Here is an 18,655-nt window from a genome sequence, read left to right as displayed (position 1 = left end):
TCTGCGCTTCACTCTCGATGACGTCGGTTACCTGCGGTCGGAATCGGGTGCCGCGGCGCTTCAGGAGGTCGCTGAGCTACCTCTGACCGACGCCACCCGGGTCGCCGATACGGCAGCGGTGGGTGCCCGATTCGGCGCGCGGGCGGCGATTCTGGTGGAGACGACCCTGCTGCGGCGCCGCGCCGCGGACAAGCTGGCCGGCCTGGGCAACATCTCGGATTGGCTATTCACCGACGAGGCTCTGCAACAAGCCACCGCGGCGTCGGTGGCCCGGCACAGGGCGAGGCGACTCGCCGGTCTTGTCGTGCATGACGTGACCTGTTCTATCGGCACCGAATTGGCTGCACTGCGCTCGACGGTATCCCGTGCTGTTGGCAGTGACATCGATCCCGTGCGGCTGAAGATGGCGCGGCACAACCTGGGCGCCCCTGATGGAGGGGTCGACCTGTGCCGCGCCGACGCCCTGCATCCGGTCACCCGCGACGCCGCCGTTGTCGTCGATCCGGCGCGTCGCAGCAGTGGGCGGCGACGCTTCAATCCGGCCGACTACCAGCCCGGCCTCGGCTCGCTGCTGGACACCTACCGTGGCCGTGATCTGGTCGTAAAGTGTTCTCCCGGAATAGATTTCGATCATTTAGGTCGGCTCGGTTTCGACGGCGAGATCGAGGTGACGTCATACTGCGGTTCGGTCCGGGAGGCGTGTCTGTGGTCTGCGGGATTGGCCGAGCGGGGTGTGCGCCGACGTGCCAGCGTTCTCGATCGCGGGGGCAAGGTCACTCAGATCACCTCAGCGGAGCCCGACGACTGCCAGGTGCGGCCCGCCGGGCGATGGATCCTCGATCCCGACGGAGCCATCGTCCGCGCCGGCCTGGTACGCCACTACGGTGCCCGGCACGGGCTATGGCAACTGGATCCCGAAATCGCCTACTTATCCGGTGACCGATTACCGCCCGGGGAGCGCGGCTTTGAAGTGGTCGAGCAGCTGGCATTCGACGAGCGGCGGCTGCGTCAGGCCCTGACACGTCTGGACTGCGGAGCGCTGGAGATCCTGGTCCGCGGTGTCGGAGTTGATCCTGACATGCTGCGCCGGAGGCTGCGGTTAAGAGGAAGCCGACCGCTGGCGGTGGTCATTGCCCGCATCGGCTCCGGTGCTGCCAGTCGGGCGACGGCATTCGTCTGCCGATCCCTCGGAGTAACGCCCGGGTACGCTGACGGCGATTACTAATGCAACTGACTTGGTGTCACACGCCTTCTTTGGTTTGCGAGGACAATTCGACATATGCGTTATTTCATAGCGGCCGCAGTGCTGGCTCCTGCGGTCCTGGTGGGTTGTCCGGCAGCCGCCGCGCCGCCGTCATGTGCAAGCTTGGGCGCCACCATCGAGGCGTCTCAGATGTGCCATCTGCACGCCTCCGGCGCCACGTACATGCTGGACATGACATTTCCCGTCGACTACCCCGACCAGCAGGCACTGACCGACTACATCACGCAAAACCGCGACGGGTTCGTCAACGTCGCGCAGGGGTCCGGGCGGCGCGACCAGCCCTATCAGATGGAAGCAACCACGGAACAACACAGCGCTGGGCAGCCACCGCACAACACCCGCAGCGTGGTGCTCAAGTTTTTCCAGGACCTCGGTGGGGCACATCCGTCCACCTGGTACAAGGCCTTCAATTACAACCTCGGCTCCAAGCAGCCCATCACCTTCGACAACCTGTTTGCGCCCGGCGCCGCCCCGCTGGACACCATCTTCCCGATCGTGCAGCGGGAGCTGGGACGTCAGACGGGGCTAGCGCTGGCGATTTCGCCTGGCGCCGGTCGGGACCCGTCCAACTACCAGAACTTTGCCATCACTGATGACCAGCTCATTTTCTACTTTGCTCAGGGTGAGCTGCTGCCATCATTTGTCGGGCCTACCCAGGCTCAGGTGCCGCGCAGCGCGATCCCGCCTCTTGCCATCTGAGTCTTAAGGCTGATGGTGCCGACCCGCTGCGCCCGGCGCTAGCGCCGCGCTTGCGATCGGCACTAAGGCTGATGGTGCCGACCCGCTGCGCCCGGCGCTAGCGCCGCGCTTGCGATCGGCACTAAGGCTGATGGTGCCGACCCGCCGCGCCCGGCGCTAGCGCCGCGCTTCCGATCGGCACTAAGGCTGATGGTGCCGACCCGCCGCGCCCGGCGCTAGCGCCGCGCTTGCGATCGGCACTAAGCCGGCGCGAAACTGTACACCTGGCCGTCGCTGGTGGCGGTCACCACGCGGCCGTCGGTGCTTACCGCCACCCCGACGGGATATCCGGTGGCCGCCGGTAGTGGATAGCTGTTCAGCGTATGGCCATTGGCCGGATCGAAGACCAGTAACGACAAGCCGGGCCCGGCTTCGTGGGGCGGTCCGCCGATCACCGTGTAGCCCACGCCGGTGCCGGCCAGGCTCGACGTGGACAGCGGAGTGACGTCATCGCGGCGCCAGGCCGGTTCGGCGTGGTCACCGGCGTCCCGAAACGCCGTCAGCCTGGTGTCGGGCCCGCCGCCGGAGACGATCAGGCCCTCGTGCGTGACCGTCGGTGGTGTCTGCGCCAGAAAGTTAAGTGGCACAGACCATTTCGCTTTCCCGTCGGCGGCATTGAGCGCCCACAGCCGTTGGTCTCGACCATTGACGTAGACGGTCTTTCCATCCGCGGACAGCACCGGACTGGCAATGACACCGCCGGTGACGGCGTCGCTGGCCCACTCGCGGACCAGCAGTGGACTCTGTCCCGGGTGGTACTTCAATCCCACCAACCCGGCGGCGGCAGCGCCGGGCTGCCAGACGCCGATCACCACGGTCTCGCTGGCCGCCGAGAACGCGGGGGCCGCCGCAACCGGGCAGCCCGGTCGAGCCGGCGCGCAATCGGCTAAACCGCGCGTCGCGTCGGTGGGATTGATGCCCTCCACCAGATCAAGCGCGGTGCCGACCGACATGCCGCGGTGCGCGTCGAAAACCAGCACCTGTCCCAGGTGCGTGGTTACCAGCAGTTGGCCGTGTCCCAGGAACCGCGGCGTTGTGGGCATCCCGATCACCGGTTGCCGCCAGCGGGTCCATTGGGTGACCGGGAAGGCGACGATCGCGCCCGGCTGCCCGACGTAGAGGTTGTCGAAGCCATCGAACAGCGGACCGGCGAAGCCCCCGCCCTGGATCAGCCGAACACACCAGCGCTGCCGGCCGTTGTCGTTGTTCTCCCACTCCATCAGCGAGCATCCGGCCGGGGTCTGCGCGTTGAGTGCGAGATAACCGCGTGGAGTCAGAGCTGGGCCGGCCGCCAGGCTTCCCTTGACCGATCGTGTCCATTGCAGGTTGAGCTTGGTGGCACCGGTGGTCGTGGTGTAGCTGCTGTTGGCGGCGTCGCCGTATTGCGCCGGCCAACCTGGCGCGGGTGCGGCGTCAACCCATGAGTCGGTGTTGCCGCAACCAGCGAGCGCCACCGCGAGCGCAGCTGCAAAAACGGCCGCCAGCAGACGTCGGGCAAGCACCTGATCTTGTCGCAGGGTGCTACGTCCTTTCTGGTCCATCTGCTCCTTTCGGGGATCGAGTACAGCTGAGGGTAACCGGAGGCAGTTGCGGGGCTTACCGTAGGCTTTCGGGCCATGACGAGCATGTGGGGCGCGCCGCTGCATCGGCGCTGGCGTGGCTCGCGGCTGCGGGACCCACGCCAAGCCAAGTTCCTCACACTCGCGTCGTTGAAATGGGTGCTGCGCAACCACGCGTACACCCCGTGGTACCTGGTGCGGTACTACCGGTTGCTGAAGTTCAAGCTCGCCAACCCGCACATCATCACTCGCGGCATGGTGTTCCTCGGCAAGGGCGTGGAGATCCACTGCACGCCCGAACTGGCGCAGTTGGAGATCGGCCGTTGGGTGCACATCGGCGACAAGAACACCATCCGCGCGCACGAGGGCTCGCTGCGGTTTGGCGACAAGGTGGTGTTGGGCCGCGACAACGTCATCAACTGCTACCTCGACATCGAGCTCGGGGACTCGGCGTTGATGGCCGACTGGTGCTACGTCTGCGATTTCGACCACCGGATGGACGACATCACGCTGCCGATCAAGGATCAGGGGATCGTCAAGAGCCCGGTGCGGATCGGACCCGACACCTGGGTGGGAGTGAAGGTGACGGTGCTGCGCGGCACGTCGATCGGGCGGGGCTGCGTGCTGGGCTCACACGCCGTGGTCCGCGGCGTCATCCCGGATTATTCGATCGCGGTCGGCGCCCCGGCCAAGGTGATCAAGAACCGGCAACTGTCCTGGGAAACCTCGGCCGCACAGCGCGCCGAACTGGCCGCCGCCCTGGCCGATATCGAACGCAAGAAGGCCGCCCACTAACCAGTAACGGATTGCTCGAGGGTCGCCAGCGACTCGGCGAGGTAGCCCTTCGGAAAAACGGGCATCCCGCCCACCCGCTCGCGGAAATCCTGCGGCGTTCCGCTCCAGTCGTAGGTGAGGGTGACGTCCGTGCGGTCCCCGTTAGGAGCGAGGTCGTAGCGCCAGAACCAACCACCGGGAGAGTGCTTGCCCGTGTCGTCCAGCGTGCCCGGTGCCCATCCGATGGCACGATCCTCGTCGAACACGTTGACCACGTTGTACATGACGTAGTGACCACCGGCCCGGTCGAGGAACATGTTCATCGCGAACATCTGCCCGGTGCCGGTGATGGGTGCGGTGTCCACCGCGTCGCGGACCCAGTCGGTGGGCTCGGTGTCGCGGTGCCGGGTGGGGTTGGCCAGGACGGCGAAAATCTCATGCGGCGTCGCGGCGATGGTGCGGGTGGCCGCGTAGCTCTCGGTGGCTGTGGTCATGCGTTGCTGTCCTTCCTCGTTCCCGGGCCCGTAGGCCGCGGCGATGTCGGGAGAGTCCAGCCATCCCGAGTAGGTAGGCCGCGAGGGCCACCCTTCAGGCGAATCGAGCCATTCCTCCTGGCGGCCCCAGGGCAATATGTCGATTAGGCCGAACGAGTGGCTGAGCTGCTCGGTACCCCGTCCATTCGTGTGCCACGTGCGGTACACGGTGTCACCGTCGCGCAGAAAGACGTTGACCCCGAAGCCCCCGCCGGGCGGCGCGTCCATGTCGGCGCCGAACGAACTCTGCGATGACGAGTACCAATCCATCCGGTTGCCGACCTTGCGCTTGTAGGCCAGGGCCTCGTCGATCGGTCCGTTGGTGACGATGACGAAGCGAGCGTCGTAGTTGTCGAGAAAGTCCAGCCGGGTGAACTGTGACGTGAAGCCGGTGCACCCGCCGCACTGCCACTCCGCGCCGTCGGTCCACATGTGGTGGTAGACGATGAGCTGCGAGCGGCCGTTAAGCACGTCGACGAGGCGAATGGGGCCGTCGGCGCCGATCAGGGTGTAGTCGGGCAACTTGACCATCGGCAGCTGGCGGCGCTGGGCGGCGATCGCGTCCAGCTCGCGGGTGGCGGCTTTTTCGCGCTTGCGTAGGTCTTCAAGCGCTGCGCGCCAGGTTTGGTTATCGACGATTGGCGGCAAGGCCGTGTTGTTGGGGGACATGCGATCCACCTTTACGATCGATTTTCCGTTCTCAACGGTATGACCGGTTGCGCCTGCAGAACTCATCGTTAGAAATCCGCTGACACTTGACGCAAGGCAACATAGTCCATAGTGTCATGAAGTATGGACAGCGCGATCGTCCATGCGGCAATGGCCGAGGCCGAGGAGACCGGGACACCGGTCGCGGAACTGTCGCTGGATCGGATCGCTCGCCGTGCCGGCGTTTCCCGCTCGACGATCTATCGCCGGGTCCGCAGCCGCGACGCCCTGAACGACGCGGTGCGCGCTGCCGGTGGCGATCCGGGCAGCCGCGTCGGCGTCCGTGAGCGGGCAATCGCCGCAGCGACGGAGGTGATCGTCGCCGACGGCGTTGGGGCGCTCACTGTGGAGGGCGTGGCACGCCGGGTGGGCTGTGCGGTGACGTCTTTGTACACGGCATTCGGCGGGCGTGAAGGGATGCTCGATGCGGTTTTCCAGCGGCACGCGCCGCTGCCCGTCGTCGAGCGGTTGCTGTCGACTCAGCCGCAGCGGTTCGCCGACTTGGACACCGGAGTGCGCGCGATCTATACGGCGATCTTCGACGTGGTAGCCGACGATACCGCCGTACTTGAGGCGCTGTTCTCCGAAATCCTCGCCAGGCCCAACGGGATTGGCAGTCACTTCTTTCGCGATCGTGTGTTGCCGCGGATCACCGCGACGGTCGGCGGTTGGCTACAAGAGCAGATCAAGGTCGGCCACTGTGTCGACTTGCCCCTGTCGCTGTTGGTGCCGCTACTGATCGGGCCGATCAGCGTCCACTTGTTGGCGCGGAGCCGGCTTGCCGCCGCGGGTGCGTCGGTGCCGGCGAGGGAGACGGTGATCGATGCGATGGCCTCGGCATTCTGCAACGCCACCAGCACTTCAAGGGAGTGAACAAATGAAGGCAGTCGTCATCACCGGCGCTTCGAGGGGAATCGGGCGCGCCAGCGCACTTGCGCTTGACCGCAACGGGTTTCGGGTCTTTGCAGGGGTTCGTAAGAAAGACGATGGCGAAGTGCTGCGAGCCTCCGCGTCTGAGAATCTGACACCGGTGTTCCTCGATGTGACGGAAGAGAGCTCCATCGGTGCGGCGGCGAAGCTCGTCGCCGATGCGGTCGGTGACGCCGGATTCGCGGGCCTGGTCAATAACGCTGGAACCACGTTGCCGTGTCCGGTGGAGTACCTCGCGTTGGACGCGTTCCGCCGTCAGCTCGAGGTGAATCTTGTTGGGCCGCTCGCTGTTACGAAGGCATTTCTGCCGCTGCTGGTTCGTGGCGGGGGCAGGGTAGTCAACGTCACATCAGGGGCAGGCAAGGCCGGGGTGCCGCTGATGGCCCCGTATGTCGCGGCCAAGCACGGATTGGAAGGTCTGAGCGATGTGCTGCGCCTCGAGTTCGGCCAGCTCGGAGTTGGGGTATCGGTGATCGAACCCGGTTTCGTCGCCACCGATATGCGCGGAAAGCTGGAACGGGATACCGACGACGTGATCCGGTCACTGCCCCAGGAGGGCCGGTCCCGTTACGGTGGGCAGCTCGCCGCGACCGCCGAGGCGATCAGCACGCACGCGGCGCAAGGATCCAAGCCCGATGTCGTGGCCGACGCCGTGCTGCACGCGCTAACGAGCAAGAAACCGCGCACCCGGTACCCCGTTGGGGCCGGTGCGAAGCGAATGCTGTTGCTGCGCCGCGTGTTATCGGATCGGCAATTCGACCGCATCATCCATCGCATGAGCGGCTTGGGCGACGTCTAGTGCCCGTTTATTCGGGATGGTCATCGACCTTGAAGTCGAAGTTGACATCGCCGGCATCGACGCTGGTGACGGTTACATTGATGCCGTACTTCTTGCTGCCGTCGGTGAGCTGGCAGCGCAGGGTCGCACCCTCGACGCCTTTCAAATTGTCGGGGCAGGTCACCGCATCGGGCCGCTGGCCCACCTGCTGGGTCAGCTTGTCGCTGATGATGCTGGCGACCTGGTTCTTGTCGACGGTCTCGACCATGTCGAACTTGACGTCGTTGCCGTTGACGCTGGTCACGGTGACGTTGACGTTATAGGTGGCGTCCTTGACCTTCATCTCGCAGTTCAGCTGTGCGCCGACCTTAGCCGGAAGGTCGCCCGGACACGTCACCGAATCGGGCTTGTTGCCGGCGGCGTCGGTCATCTTGGCGGTGATCTGGCTGGCGACATCGCTCTTGCTTACCGAGTGCGACGACGAGGTTCCGATCGAACATGAGCAGGCGCCGGCGCTGGCCATCAGGCCGACAGCGGCACCTGCGACGACTAACGTCCGAACGATCGAGTGAGCCATATCGCCTCCTGCGCTTCTGACAGCTGTGAATCGGCTGATAATGACACGCCAACCAGCTTGTTCGAAGCCGAATCCGCTAAACGCCAGCGGGTTGGCGGTTCGGAGGCGTGCGACAGGATTGTCCGGCACGCCGGAGCAAGGTCGAAGCTAGGTCGCACCCGTGCGCGCGGCCATCGACCATCGACAATCGAGGGCCTACCGCCGTCCACCATCGGTATTGGCCAGTGATACGTGCGTCGCGCACATGAGACAGTGGGGCCTCGGCGCGAAAGGGCCCATAGCGGGCAACGAAACGGCCGTCGTCGGTCAGCGTCACGCCCTGGCTGGCCGGCCACCGAAACGGCAACCGGAGTGGGACCAGCCGAGGATCGCGGGACACACACCGCACGTGCCGGACCCTCCTACTATCGTCGCTGCTTGGCAGATACCGGGCTTGCCGTCCCGTGGGCCGACCTAAGCTTCTAGGGTTCGAGTTCCGGGCAAATGTCCTCACTCGACCGGGCGGAGGGGCGAAATGGATAGCGACGGCGAGGGAACGCCGTTCGGGCGTTACCGCCTGGTCGAGTTGTTGGGCCGTGGCGGCATGGGTGAGGTCTGGCGGGCCTATGACACATTGATCGGACGGACCGTGGCGCTGAAGGTCCTGCCTGCCAACTATGCGGACGATCCGGAATACCGGGAGCGGTTCCGGCGTGAAGCGCACAAGGCTGCGAGCCTCAACCAACGCCACGTGGTGGCGATATTCGAGATTGGTGAAGTCGACGGGCGGTTGTTCGTGACCATGCCGGTGATCAAGGGACAGGACCTGCAGACTGTGCTGGGCGCCGGGCCGCTACGGCCCCAGCGGGCGGTCGGGATCGTCGAGCAGGTCGCTGAAGCGCTGGCTGCCGCCCATGCGGAAGGATTGGTGCACCGCGACGTCAAACCATCCAACATCTTGCTCACCGAGGACGACTTCACCTACCTGATCGACTTCGGTATCGCGCGGGCTGCCGGGGAGACGGGTCTGACGTCCACCGGCGTTACCGTCGGCACCTGGGCCTACATGGCCCCCGAACGATTCCGCGAGGGCCAAATCGAACCCAGTTCGGATATCTACGCCCTGACCTGCGTGCTGTATCAGTGCCTCACCGGCCAGCCGCCTTTCCCCGGTGAAACTCTCGAACAGGTCGCTCTGGCCCACATGGTGGACGCACCCCCGAAACCTTCCGCGCACGATCCGGCGGGTATACCCGCTGAGATGGACGAGGTCATCGCCATGGGGATGGCAAAAGATCCCTCCGTGCGCTACCACAGCACCGTCGACCTCGCCGCCGCAGCGCGCGCCGCCCTCACCACCGTGCCGCCAGCGGCCCCACCACCGACACTGGCGGGGGCTACCGCTACGGCTCTCGAGCCGCAGCCCACGTTGACGCCCTCACATGGCATCCAGGCCCGCTCCAGCAGCCTGGTGCCCGCCCGGAGTCAGCGCCCGCCGGGCGGCCGGGCCGCCTGGGTGTGGTCTGCACACCGCCGGCACCGCACTGCCGTGGTCCTGACCGCCCTGGCTGTGACGTTGTTTGTGGTGATCGCCATGGTCACCGTCGTCCTGAGCACCCGGCGCCAGCAACCGTCGGCGTCCGGGTCGGTGTCGCAGCCATCGGCTTCCGTGTTGCAGACGGTGCTGCCATTTGTTGGCCTCAGCATCCCCGAGGGTGTCGCGGTCGACGGGACGGGTGCCGTCTATGTCGCGGACTCCGGCAATGATCGGGTGGTCATGCTGACGCCCGGATCCACCCACCAGACGGTATTGCCGTTCTCCGGCTTAAACGGTCCTGGGGATGTCGCGGTCGATGGTCAAGGTGCCGTCTATGTCTCTGACTACGCCGCCATCGGCAGCATCGGCAAGTCTCGGATACTCAAGCTGGCTGCCGGCTCCGGTGAGCAGACGGTGTTGCCGTTCTCCGGCCTGAACGCCCCTGGGGGTGTCGCAGTCGACGATCGGGGGGACGCCTATGTCGCCGACGTCGTGGAGAGGAAGTCTCGGGTGGTTAGGCTGGCTGCCGGATCCAGTGAGCAGACGGTGTTGCCATTCACCGGTCTCAACACTCCTGAAGGTGTCGCGGTCGACCGCGCGGGTGCCGTCTACGCCGCCGACACCGACAACAATCGGATCGTGAAGCTCGACGCCGGATCCACCCAGCAGACCGTGCTGCCGTTCACAGGCCTCGACAGTCCCGAAGGTGTCGCTGTCGACAGCGCGGGTGCGGTCTATGTCGCCGACACCGCCAACAATCGGATCGTGAAGTTCGACGTCAGGTCCAGCCAGCAGACCGTGTTGCCGTTCACCGGGCTCTACAACCCTACCGGTGTCGCCGTCGACAACACGCATGCGGTCTACGTCGCCGACTTCCACAACAACCGGGTCGTCAAACTGCAACAGTGACCGGGTCAACATCCGGGGGGCCGGACCCGGCCGCCAACCGCCGCGAGGCACCACCGTCGGTCCCGCCCAGAACACTATCTGCCGTCGACTCGATGCAGCGACGACGATCGTGATCTGCTGCGGCAGGACTGCGCAGGTGCGATCCGCATCGCCTGACCCGAAGTTGCGCACGGCCAGCGCATTAGGAGGTTGTGGTCCAGCGATCACAGCGCCTATCGAAGCGCGGATGACGCTATTGGCGCCGTCGCAACCCAACGACGTAGGTAGCGTCGACGACGTGTCGTAGCGCGCTACGTCGCACCCTTGAGCGCGGCGACCAGTCCCTCAGTATCTGCGACGGTTACGGTCAGTGCGGAGTGATCCCGCAGGCCGATCACGCGGTGGATACGGGGCTCGAAGTGGACGCAAACCCCCGTGCGTGCATTGGTTCCGAAGGTGAGGCCGTCGTCGACGAACGACAATCGGGGGCCTACCGCCGTCCACCATCGATATGGGCCGGTGATGTGTGCATCGCGTACCTGAGACAGCGGGGCTTCGAGGCGAAAGGGGCCGTAGCGAGCGACGAAACGGCCGTCGTCGGTCAGTGTCACGCCTTGGCTGCCTGGCCACCGAAACGGTAGCCAGAGCGGGGCCAGCCGAGGGTCGTACCGGTACGGGAAGTGGCGGCCATTGCCGTTCTGCGGGTTCATCTCACGGCTCCGATCGTTAACGGTCCGGCAGTGCGTGCTCGACGATGGGCAGTCGTGGCTGCGGTTGCCGTTCGCCGCGCTTGGCGGCCAGGTACACCTGCGCGGTCTCCTCGGCGACCGTCTGCCAAGCGAAGTCGGAAGTGAGGCGCTGCCGGGCGGCGCGGGCGCGTCGCTGCGCGGCCCCCGGATCGTCGAGCACGGTGCGCACCGCCGCGGCCAGGCCCGCCACGTCGCGCGGTGGACACGACGCCCCGGTGACGCCGTTGATCACCGCTTCGCCCAGACCGCCGATGTTCGACGTCACCAGCGGGGTACCGGCCGCGGCGGCTTCCAATGCCACTAGCCCGAACGGTTCGTAGTGGCTGGGCAGTACCGCGGCGTCGGCGCGGTGCAGCGCGGCGAGCAGCTCGTCATGATGCAGGTGCCCGACGAACCGGGTTGCCTTGAGCACCTTGTGTTTACGGGCCTGCTCGATAAGCCACTCCTGCTGGGTACCGTCGCCGGCGATGGTCAGCGTGGTACCGGGGTGGTGGCGTCTGATCCGGGGCAGTGCGGCGATAGCGTCGTGCACGCCCTTCTCGTACTCCAGTCGTCCGACGTAGAGCAGCTCAGGCGGCCCGCTGCGAGGTTGGCGGCGGGCGGCGAATGGCCAGCGCGCCGCGTCAATGCCGTTACGGATCACCGTAATCTCGGCCAGGCCGGGTCCGAACAGTTCGGTGATCTCGTCGCTCATCGACGCCGAACATGTTATGAGCGAATCGGATTCACGCACCAGCCACGACTCGACCGCGTGCACCTGACGGCTGAGCGCCCCCGAGACCCAGCCGGAATGCCGCCCCGCCTCCGTCGCGTGAATCGTGGAAACCATTGGTACGTCGTAGAATTGGGCTAGTGCAATGGCCGGATGGGCAACCAGCCAATCGTGTGCGTGCACTACATCGGGACGCCAGGGGCGGTCGGAGCCGTGTCGCTTGAGGCACAGACCGGCGCGGATCATCGCGTGGCCCATCGCCAGAGTCCAGGCCATCATGTCGGCGCCGAAGGTGAACTCATGCGGGTCCTGTGCCGCCGCGATCACCCGCACACCCTCGCTGACCTCATCAGACGACGGGTGTGTGCGGGGGTCGGTGCCGGTGGGGCGGCGAGACAGCACCACGACGTCGTGGCCCGCCGCCGCGAGCGCGGTCGACAGGTGATGCACATGCCGGCCCAGCCCGCCGATCACCACCGGTGGGTACTCCCACGACACCATCAGGATCTTCATGCGCGTGTCCCTCTCCGGCGCGAGCGTGCACAAAATGCCACGTACACCGGCGTGTCGCCGGGCAGACACGCACGCTCGCGGGACGACAGCGGGCTCACCGGGGCAGCCTACGCGCATCCAAGGCGCCGAACAGGCCGTCGGCGCGGTTCCATCCGTCGGCCAGCCGCTGTGCGCTGTCGCGCCGGCCGGAGGCCAGCGCGCCGGCGATCTCCCGGGTGGCATGTGCGTGCAGGTGAGCACGGTAGCGGGCGTAGTCGGCCGCGGAATCCTTACTCACCATGAACGGCCAGTCACTGGAAACGGTGAGCAGCGTCTCGCGCAGGATCTGATCGGCCACGTGATCGCGGGGCAGTGGTCCGTCCAGCGATGCCGTTTGCGCCCCCAGAGCCTTGTCGACGGTGGAGAGCGCGGTGTCGACCACTTCGGCGTTGAGCTGGACCAAATCGGCCACCTTCTCGCCGTTCCATACCTGCCAGTCCTTGCCGGAACCCCAAGAGCTGGGCGGTAATTCGACGGGCTCGCCGACGAACCCGTCGATAAGGGCATCGCGTAAGGTCCCCACCCGCACGCCGGCGGCGGGCAACGCCCGCAGCACCCGCTGCAGCCACGTCGGTCCCTCGTACCACCAGTGACCGAACAACTCGGTATCGAAGGCCGCCACCACGTGGGCGGGTCGCCCGACGCGCTGGGACTCCGATAGCAGCCGGTTGCGTACCACGTCGACAAAGTCGGCGACGTGGACGTCAACCGCCCGGTCGGCGCGCTCGGGGTCGTAGGGCGCCTTGGCGTCCGACGAAACATTGCGGCCGGTGACCCGGGCCGGCTTGAGACCGGTGAGGTGGTCGTAGGTGTGGAAATCGCGGTAGGCGGCGTGTCCCGGGTAGCCGGATTTTGGCGACCACACCCGGTAGCTGACCTGCAGGTCACGCCCGAACGCGACCACGCCGCTGTCGCAGACCGGCCGGCCTAATGCGGTGTCGCCGTGCAGTGACGGGCCGTCGACCATGAAGTGGGAGACGCCGGCAGCCGTGTACTCGGTTTCCAGGCCCGGGGCATAAGCGCATTCGGGCGCCCAGATCCCGGTTGGGGTGTGGGCCAGCCGGTGTTGGGCGTCGGCCAAGCCTTCGCGCAGCGCGAACTCGCGCAACCGTGGCGCTAGCAGCGGCTGGAATGGGTGGGCCAACGGGCCGCCGAGCAGTTCGACAGTCCCGGCGTCGATCAGGCCGCGCAGCAACGGGCTGCCGCCGTGTCGCCATCGGGTGGCGAAGTCGTTGAGGGCCAGATCGGCTTCCGCGCACTCGCGAATGCCAAAGGCCCGCAATGCCTTCGGTGTGCAGGACAGATAACCGGCCGATTTCGAGCGAGGAGCAGAGCGCACGCTGGCGGCCTCCTCGGCTCGCAGCCGCCAGTTGGCCAGCCAGTGGTGCATCCCGTCGAGGCAGTACGGGTCGTCGAGCTGAGCGTTGACTACCGGCGTCATGCCGAGCGTGATCAGCCCGCGGCGACCCTCGTCGGCCAGCGTCTGCAAAACCCGGAGCAGTGGCAGGTACGCGGCCGCCCACGACTGGTAGAGCCACTCCTCCCCGACCGGCCAGCGGCCGTGATGGGCCAGCCAGGGCAGGTGGGTGTGCAGCACCAGGGTGAACATGCCGGGTACCCGGTCACCGGAAGTCGTCCCGAAATTGGTCACGCCCGCACCGCGATCGCAATGAGGTCCAAGCTGTCAGCGATTTCACGGTCGCCGCGGCCGATCAGGTCGAAGTCGGCGGTGGTGACCGCCGCGACGTCGGCGGCCAGCTCGGGCGGCCAGGGTGCTCCTTCGTCGCAGGCCAGCGCTTGCGCGATCTGGGCGTCGATGATCGAGCCGCCATGACGGGCGTCCATCTCCTGCAGCCGTGGTCCATGAAACAACCCGCACATCTCCACCTCAGCGAAGCCCCCATGGACCAGCAGTTCGGTGAGCTCATCGGCATTCAGCTCGCGGGTGTGAAACGGGTTGATCGGGGTCTCGCGGCCGGGGGAGAAGGTGATCCGATTGGGGGTGGACACCATCAGCAGCCCCGCGGGGCGCAACACCCGGGCGCACTCGCGAACGAACTGGCCCTGGTCCCACAGATGCTCGATGACCTGGAAGTTGACCACCACGTCCACCGACGCGTCGGGCAGCGGCAACTCGGCCAGGTTGGCCTGCATGACTTCCACCCGGGGATAGCGGCGACGGACATGGGCAACGGCCGCCTCGTCGTAATCCACCGCGACCACGCGGCGCGCGACGCCGGCGATCAGGTCGGCGCCGTAACCTTCGCCACATCCGGCCTCGAGCACGTCGCGGCCCGCGCAGCGGGTAGCCAGCCGCTCGTACACCACCTCGTGGCGGCGAAACCAGTAGTTCTCGATGTCCAGATCGGGAATGGTCCGCTCGCCCGTCAGGGTCAACACCGCATCGACCGCCGGGGGCTGGTCGGCGGGGGGCACGCCGGGGACGAATGCGCTCATTGCTAAGGCAGGCTAACCCCTAGCCTCCGATTCGCGAACCGGGCACCGGATGCGGGCGCGGGAACGTGCTGCCCGGCGACGATGCGGTCCGTGTTAGCGGACCGAGGAGGAGCGGGCAATTGGGCAACCGCGACCAGTTATGGTGTGAGGGCAGACCGCGCGAAGTTACCGCCTAGTAACATGCCGGTGCGGTTGCGAATCGCGTGACCAAAGTCCTGCAGTCGACCGCTGTGGGACGCCTTCGAGGAGGACGAGCCACACTCATGACGAACATCGTGGTCCTGATCAAGCAGGTCCCAGACACCTGGTCGGAGCGCAAGCTGACCGACGGCGATTTCACGCTGGACCGCGAGGCCGCCGACGCGGTGCTGGACGAGATCAACGAGCGCGCAGTGGAAGAGGCACTGCAGATCCGGGAGCGGGAGGCCGCCGACGGCATCGAAGGGTCAGTCACCGTGCTGACTGCAGGCCCCGAGCGAGCCACCGAGGCGATCCGCAAGGCTCTGTCGATGGGCGCTGACAAGGCCGTCCACCTCAAGGACGACGGCTTGCACGGTTCGGATGTCATTCAGACCGGGTGGGCGCTGGCGCGTGCGCTGGGCACCATTGAGGGCACCGAGCTGGTCATCGCCGGCAACGAGGCCACCGACGGCGTCGGCGGCGCGGTGCCGGCCATCATCGCTGAGTACCTGGGCCTGCCGCAGCTCACCCACCTGCGCAAATTGTCCATAGATGGCGGCAAGGTCACCGGCGAGCGCGAGACCGACGAGGGCGTGTTCACGCTCGAGGCCACATTGCCCGCGGTGGTCAGCGTCAACGAGAAGATCAACGAGCCACGCTTCCCGTCGTTCAAGGGCATCATGGCCGCCAAGAAGAAAGAAGTTGCCGTCCTGACTTTGGCCGAGATCGGAGTCGAGGGCGACGAGGTCGGGCTGGCCAATGCCGGGTCGACGGTGTTGTCCTCAACACCTAAGCCGCCGAAAACGGCCGGTGAAAAGGTCACCGACGAGGGCGAAGGTGGCAACCAGATTATCCAGTACCTGGTTAGCCAGAAGATCATCTAAGCGGCCCGGAAATTCCCACAGACGAGAAGAGCGATATAACCCATGGCTGAAGTACTGGTGCTCGTCGAGCACGCTGAAGGTGCGTTAAAGAAGGTCAGCGCCGAATTGATCACCGCCGCGCGGGCGCTGGGCGAGCCGGCCGCCGTCGTCGTCGGCGCGCCGGGCACGGCCGCGCCGCTGGTTGACGGGCTGAAGGCGGCTGGGGCCGCCAAGATCTACGTCGCCGAGTCCGAGGTCGTCGACAGCTATCTGATTACGCCCGTCGTCGACGTGCTCGCCTCGCTGGCCGAATCGAACGCTCCGGCCGCAGTGTTGCTGGCCGCCACCGCCGACGGCAAGGAGATCGCCGGCCGGCTTGCGGCCCGCATCGGTTCGGGCCTGCTGGTCGACGTGGTCGAGGTGAAGGAAGGTGGCAAGGCGACCCACTCCATCTTTGGTGGGGCGTTCACCGTCGAGGCGCAGGCCAATGGCGACACCCCGGTGATCACCGTGCGGGCCGGCGCTATCGAAGCCGCGCCGGCCGACGGCGCGGGCGAGCAAGTCAGCGTGGAAGTGCCGGCTCCCGCCGAAAACGCGACCAAGATCACCTCTCGCGAGCCCGCGGTTGCCGGTGACCGGCCGGAGCTGACGGAAGCCACCGTGGTGGTTTCCGGTGGCCGTGGCGTCGGGAGCGCCGAGAACTTCAAGGTGGTCGAGGAGCTGGCCGACTCGCTGGGCGCCGCGGTCGGAGCGTCGCGTGCCGCGGTGGACTCAGGCTATTACCCGGGCCAGTTCCAGGTGGGCCAGACCGGTAAGACGGTGTCGCCGCAGCTCTATATCGCGCTGGGCATCTCCGGCGCGATTCAGCACCGCGCCGGGATGCAGACCAGCAAGACCATCATTGCGGTCAACAAGGACGAAGAGGCACCGATCTTCGAGATCGCCGACTACGGCGTGGTCGGTGACCTGTTCAAGGTTGCGCCCCAATTGACCGAGGGGATCAAGGCCCGCAAGGGCTAATTTCCCTGCGCGAGCAGACGCAAAATTGCCCTGGAACGAGCGTTCCAGGGCAATTTTGCGTCTGCTCGGCCCATTTCGTCATCTGGCGTGCACCGACATGTCAGCGCCCCGATGCCGATTAGCTGACCGGCTGCGCCACGTTGTTGGCATGAGCATTGCTTCAGTCCTCATACCCAGCGACAAGCCGCGTGGTCTGGCGACACGGTCGTCGTCCGGGCCGCACTACTCCCTGTTGCTGTCCACCGACCCTTCGCTCATCGAGGCCGCGCAGCGGCTGCGCTACGACGTCTTTAGCAGCACACCCGGCTTCGCCCTGCCCGCGGCCAGTGACGGCCGAGACGCCGACCGGTTCGACGAGTACTGCGACCACCTCTTGGTACGCGACGACGACACCGGCGAGTTGGTGGGTTGCTACCGAATGTTGCCGCCGTCGGGTGCCATTGCCGCCGGAGGCCTCTATACGGCCACGGAATTCGACGTGCGAGCGCTCGACCCGCTGCGGCCGTCACTGGTGGAGATGGGCCGAGCGGTGGTACGGGAAGGTCACCGCAACGGTGGGGTGGTGCTGCTGATGTGGGCGGGCATCCTGGCTTACCTGGACCGATGCGACTACGACTACGTGACCGGCTGCGTGTCGGTACCGATCGGTGGCGACGACGGTCCGCCGGGGAGCCGGATCCGCGGCGTGCGCGACTTCGTGCTGACCCGTCACGCAGCCCCGTACCAGGTGCACCCCTACCGACCGGTGTGCGTCGATGGCCGTCGCCTCGACGACATTGCGCCGCCAAGACGGCCGGCCCTTCCGCCGCTAATGCGCGGCTACCTGCGCCTGGGCGCCCAGGTCTGCGGCGAGCCGGCGCACGACCCGGACTTCGGGGTGGGCGACTTCTGCGTGCTGCTGGCCAAACAGCACGCCGATACCCGCTATCTACGACGGCTGAGGTCGGTCTCCGCGGCCTCCGAGGTGGCTGGTGCGCTGGCGGGCGGAACGGCCTAATGAACGGTCCGCCCGGACACTCCTGGCTACCCCGCGCATCCTGCGATGTCGGCTGTGTGGGCCTTGATGACGAGGCCCGGGCGCGCCCCGTGCTCGTCGCACTGCGGGTAGCGCTGCGCGTTACCGTGGCGCTGCTGCTGGCGCCGGGGGTGCCGCTGTTGGGCGTGCCACTGCCCGGCCGTACGCACGTGCAGCGCGCATACTGCCGGTTGGTATTGCGCTGTTTCGGCGTGCGAATCACGGTGTCGGGCAGTCCGATTCGCAACTTGCGTGGTGTCCTGGTGGTTAGCAGCCACATTTCCTGGTTGGACGCCTTCGCCATTGGTGCGGTGTTGCCGGGGTCGTTCGTTGCCCGTGCCGACATGTTTACCGGGCGGGCGACCGGGATCGTGGCCCGCATTCTCAAGGTCATCCCGATCGAACGGTCCAGCCTGCGCACGCTGCCCGGGGTGGTCGAGACCGTCGCCCGCCGGTTGCGGGCCGGTCATACGGTAGTTGCCTTTCCGGAAGGCACCACCTGGTGCGGTGTGGCGTCCGGGCCGTTCTACCCGGCGATGTTTCAGGCCGCGATCGATGCCGGTCGCCCCGTGCAGCCGCTTCGGCTGACGTATCACCACGTCAACGGCAGTGTGTCGACCGCTCCGGCCTTCGTCGGTGACGACACCTTGTTGCGGTCGGTGCGACGGATGCTGCGGGTGCGCCGCACCGTCGCATGGGTGCGCGTCGAATCTCTGCAGCTGCCGGCCAACGATCGGCGGGACCTGGCTCGACGCTGCCAGGCCGCGGTGCACCTGAGCCCCCCGCGGGCCTCGATGCGGCACCTTGGCCACCGGCATGCGCTGGTGGCCTGAACCCTCGGG

The 18,655-nt window shown here is 66.6% G+C and carries 16 protein-coding genes and 2 pseudogenes; 10 read left to right on the top strand and 8 right to left on the bottom strand.

Features of this window, described 5'->3' with window-relative positions; genetic code table 11:
- Window position 1 precedes the first annotated feature (1 nt).
- Together MSIMFI_RS20770 and MSIMFI_RS20765 are read left to right on the top strand one after the other, a co-directional pair.
- Entirely contained in the window at window positions 2-1,225 is a 1,224-nt protein-coding gene (locus MSIMFI_RS20770; RefSeq protein WP_191499106.1) for a class I SAM-dependent methyltransferase, read from the top strand.
- A 54-nt stretch (window positions 1,226-1,279) separates the two neighbouring features.
- Entirely contained in the window at window positions 1,280-1,963 is a 684-nt protein-coding gene (locus tag MSIMFI_RS20765; RefSeq protein ID WP_191498930.1) for an esterase, read from the top strand.
- Between the two features lie 239 nt (window positions 1,964-2,202).
- Here the strand turns inward: MSIMFI_RS20765 and MSIMFI_RS20760 are convergent, their stop codons facing one another.
- Window positions 2,203-3,543: an outer membrane protein assembly factor BamB family protein gene (locus tag MSIMFI_RS20760; protein WP_191498929.1), complete on the bottom strand. Its 1,341-nt coding sequence runs from the start codon at window positions 3,541-3,543 to the stop codon at window positions 2,203-2,205.
- 75 nt (window positions 3,544-3,618) lie between these two features.
- On the opposite strand from MSIMFI_RS20760, the gene MSIMFI_RS20755 reads away from it, so the two are divergent.
- Window positions 3,619-4,356 (top strand): acyltransferase, encoded by a 738-nt coding sequence (locus tag MSIMFI_RS20755; RefSeq protein ID WP_191498928.1) that lies wholly within the window; start codon window positions 3,619-3,621, stop codon window positions 4,354-4,356.
- A gap of 485 nt (window positions 4,357-4,841) precedes the next feature.
- Here the strand turns inward: MSIMFI_RS20755 and MSIMFI_RS20750 are convergent.
- A pseudogene (locus MSIMFI_RS20750) lies at window positions 4,842-5,537 on the bottom strand (DUF899 domain-containing protein); the annotation flags it as partial.
- 123 nt (window positions 5,538-5,660) lie between these two features.
- On the opposite strand from MSIMFI_RS20750, the gene MSIMFI_RS20745 reads away from it, so the two are divergent.
- Window positions 5,661-6,449, top strand: coding sequence for a TetR/AcrR family transcriptional regulator (locus MSIMFI_RS20745; protein WP_191498927.1), 789 nt, complete (start codon window positions 5,661-5,663; stop codon window positions 6,447-6,449).
- Window positions 6,450-6,453: 4 nt separating this feature from the next.
- Window positions 6,454-7,305 carry an SDR family NAD(P)-dependent oxidoreductase gene (locus MSIMFI_RS20740; protein WP_191498926.1) on the top strand — a complete coding sequence of 284 codons (852 nt, stop codon included), beginning with the start codon at window positions 6,454-6,456 and terminating at the stop codon, window positions 7,303-7,305.
- Window positions 7,306-7,312: 7 nt separating this feature from the next.
- Here the strand turns inward: MSIMFI_RS20740 and MSIMFI_RS20735 are convergent, their stop codons facing one another.
- Window positions 7,313-7,861, bottom strand: coding sequence for an anti-apoptotic protein (locus tag MSIMFI_RS20735; protein ID WP_191498925.1), 549 nt, complete (start codon window positions 7,859-7,861; stop codon window positions 7,313-7,315).
- Window positions 7,862-8,003: 142 nt separating this feature from the next.
- Window positions 8,004-8,249 (bottom strand): annotated as a pseudogene (locus MSIMFI_RS20730) (hypothetical protein); the annotation flags it as partial.
- Between the two features lie 126 nt (window positions 8,250-8,375).
- Between MSIMFI_RS20730 and MSIMFI_RS20725 the strand changes: the two are divergent.
- Window positions 8,376-10,286, top strand: a complete 1,911-nt coding sequence (locus MSIMFI_RS20725; protein ID WP_191498924.1) for a serine/threonine-protein kinase PknD — start codon at window positions 8,376-8,378, stop codon at window positions 10,284-10,286.
- A gap of 290 nt (window positions 10,287-10,576) precedes the next feature.
- Here the strand turns inward: MSIMFI_RS20725 and MSIMFI_RS20720 are convergent, their stop codons facing one another.
- The 4 genes from MSIMFI_RS20720 to MSIMFI_RS20705 all read right to left on the bottom strand — a co-directional run bounded on the left by MSIMFI_RS20720 (window position 10,577) and on the right by MSIMFI_RS20705 (window position 14,735).
- Window positions 10,577-10,975 carry a hypothetical protein gene (locus MSIMFI_RS20720; RefSeq protein WP_191498923.1) on the bottom strand — a complete coding sequence of 133 codons (399 nt, stop codon included), beginning with the start codon at window positions 10,973-10,975 and terminating at the stop codon, window positions 10,577-10,579.
- 16 nt (window positions 10,976-10,991) lie between these two features.
- Window positions 10,992-12,239 carry a glycosyltransferase family 4 protein gene (locus tag MSIMFI_RS20715; protein WP_186242200.1) on the bottom strand — a complete coding sequence of 416 codons (1,248 nt, stop codon included), beginning with the start codon at window positions 12,237-12,239 and terminating at the stop codon, window positions 10,992-10,994.
- 94 nt (window positions 12,240-12,333) lie between these two features.
- Window positions 12,334-13,887, bottom strand: coding sequence for a 1,4-alpha-glucan branching protein domain-containing protein (locus MSIMFI_RS20710; protein WP_191499105.1), 1,554 nt, complete (start codon window positions 13,885-13,887; stop codon window positions 12,334-12,336).
- A 38-nt stretch (window positions 13,888-13,925) separates the two neighbouring features.
- Entirely contained in the window at window positions 13,926-14,735 is an 810-nt protein-coding gene (locus MSIMFI_RS20705; RefSeq protein ID WP_191498922.1) for a class I SAM-dependent methyltransferase, read from the bottom strand.
- Window positions 14,736-14,998: 263 nt separating this feature from the next.
- On the opposite strand from MSIMFI_RS20705, the gene MSIMFI_RS20700 reads away from it, so the two are divergent.
- The 4 genes from MSIMFI_RS20700 (at window position 14,999) to MSIMFI_RS20685 (ending at window position 18,646) form a co-directional block, all read left to right on the top strand.
- Complete coding sequence (locus MSIMFI_RS20700) at window positions 14,999-15,799, top strand: electron transfer flavoprotein subunit beta/FixA family protein (RefSeq protein ID WP_186242202.1); 801 nt, start codon at window positions 14,999-15,001, stop codon at window positions 15,797-15,799.
- Between the two features lie 42 nt (window positions 15,800-15,841).
- Window positions 15,842-16,798, top strand: a complete 957-nt coding sequence (locus MSIMFI_RS20695) for an electron transfer flavoprotein subunit alpha/FixB family protein (protein WP_191498921.1) — start codon at window positions 15,842-15,844, stop codon at window positions 16,796-16,798.
- Between the two features lie 148 nt (window positions 16,799-16,946).
- Window positions 16,947-17,795, top strand: coding sequence for a GNAT family N-acetyltransferase (locus MSIMFI_RS20690; protein ID WP_191498920.1), 849 nt, complete (start codon window positions 16,947-16,949; stop codon window positions 17,793-17,795).
- Window positions 17,795-18,646, top strand: coding sequence for a lysophospholipid acyltransferase family protein (locus MSIMFI_RS20685; protein ID WP_191498919.1), 852 nt, complete (start codon window positions 17,795-17,797; stop codon window positions 18,644-18,646). The genes MSIMFI_RS20690 and MSIMFI_RS20685 overlap by 1 nt, the downstream gene beginning before the upstream one ends.
- Window positions 18,647-18,655 lie beyond the last annotated feature (9 nt).

This window comes from Mycobacterium simulans (genome assembly GCF_900232995.1).
GTDB classification, from domain to species: Bacteria; Actinomycetota; Actinomycetes; order Mycobacteriales; family Mycobacteriaceae; genus Mycobacterium; species Mycobacterium simulans.
This window is presented reverse-complemented; position numbering and strand designations above follow the sequence as displayed.

Coding starts and splice junctions, on each gene's coding strand:
- MSIMFI_RS20700 (WP_186242202.1), top strand. CDS start 14,999: ATGACGAACATCGTGGTCCTGATCAAGCAGGTCCCAGACACCTGGTCG.
- MSIMFI_RS20705 (WP_191498922.1), bottom strand. CDS start 14,735: ATGAGCGCATTCGTCCCCGGCGTGCCCCCCGCCGACCAGCCCCCGGCG.
- MSIMFI_RS20725 (WP_191498924.1), top strand. CDS start 8,376: ATGGATAGCGACGGCGAGGGAACGCCGTTCGGGCGTTACCGCCTGGTC.
- MSIMFI_RS20745 (WP_191498927.1), top strand. CDS start 5,661: ATGGACAGCGCGATCGTCCATGCGGCAATGGCCGAGGCCGAGGAGACC.
- MSIMFI_RS20735 (WP_191498925.1), bottom strand. CDS start 7,861: ATGGCTCACTCGATCGTTCGGACGTTAGTCGTCGCAGGTGCCGCTGTC.
- MSIMFI_RS20760 (WP_191498929.1), bottom strand. CDS start 3,543: ATGGACCAGAAAGGACGTAGCACCCTGCGACAAGATCAGGTGCTTGCC.
- MSIMFI_RS20715 (WP_186242200.1), bottom strand. CDS start 12,239: ATGAAGATCCTGATGGTGTCGTGGGAGTACCCACCGGTGGTGATCGGC.
- MSIMFI_RS20695 (WP_191498921.1), top strand. CDS start 15,842: ATGGCTGAAGTACTGGTGCTCGTCGAGCACGCTGAAGGTGCGTTAAAG.
- MSIMFI_RS20765 (WP_191498930.1), top strand. CDS start 1,280: ATGCGTTATTTCATAGCGGCCGCAGTGCTGGCTCCTGCGGTCCTGGTG.
- MSIMFI_RS20690 (WP_191498920.1), top strand. CDS start 16,947: ATGAGCATTGCTTCAGTCCTCATACCCAGCGACAAGCCGCGTGGTCTG.
- MSIMFI_RS20720 (WP_191498923.1), bottom strand. CDS start 10,975: ATGAACCCGCAGAACGGCAATGGCCGCCACTTCCCGTACCGGTACGAC.
- MSIMFI_RS20685 (WP_191498919.1), top strand. CDS start 17,795: ATGAACGGTCCGCCCGGACACTCCTGGCTACCCCGCGCATCCTGCGAT.
- MSIMFI_RS20755 (WP_191498928.1), top strand. CDS start 3,619: ATGACGAGCATGTGGGGCGCGCCGCTGCATCGGCGCTGGCGTGGCTCG.
- MSIMFI_RS20710 (WP_191499105.1), bottom strand. CDS start 13,887: ATGTTCACCCTGGTGCTGCACACCCACCTGCCCTGGCTGGCCCATCAC.
- MSIMFI_RS20740 (WP_191498926.1), top strand. CDS start 6,454: ATGAAGGCAGTCGTCATCACCGGCGCTTCGAGGGGAATCGGGCGCGCC.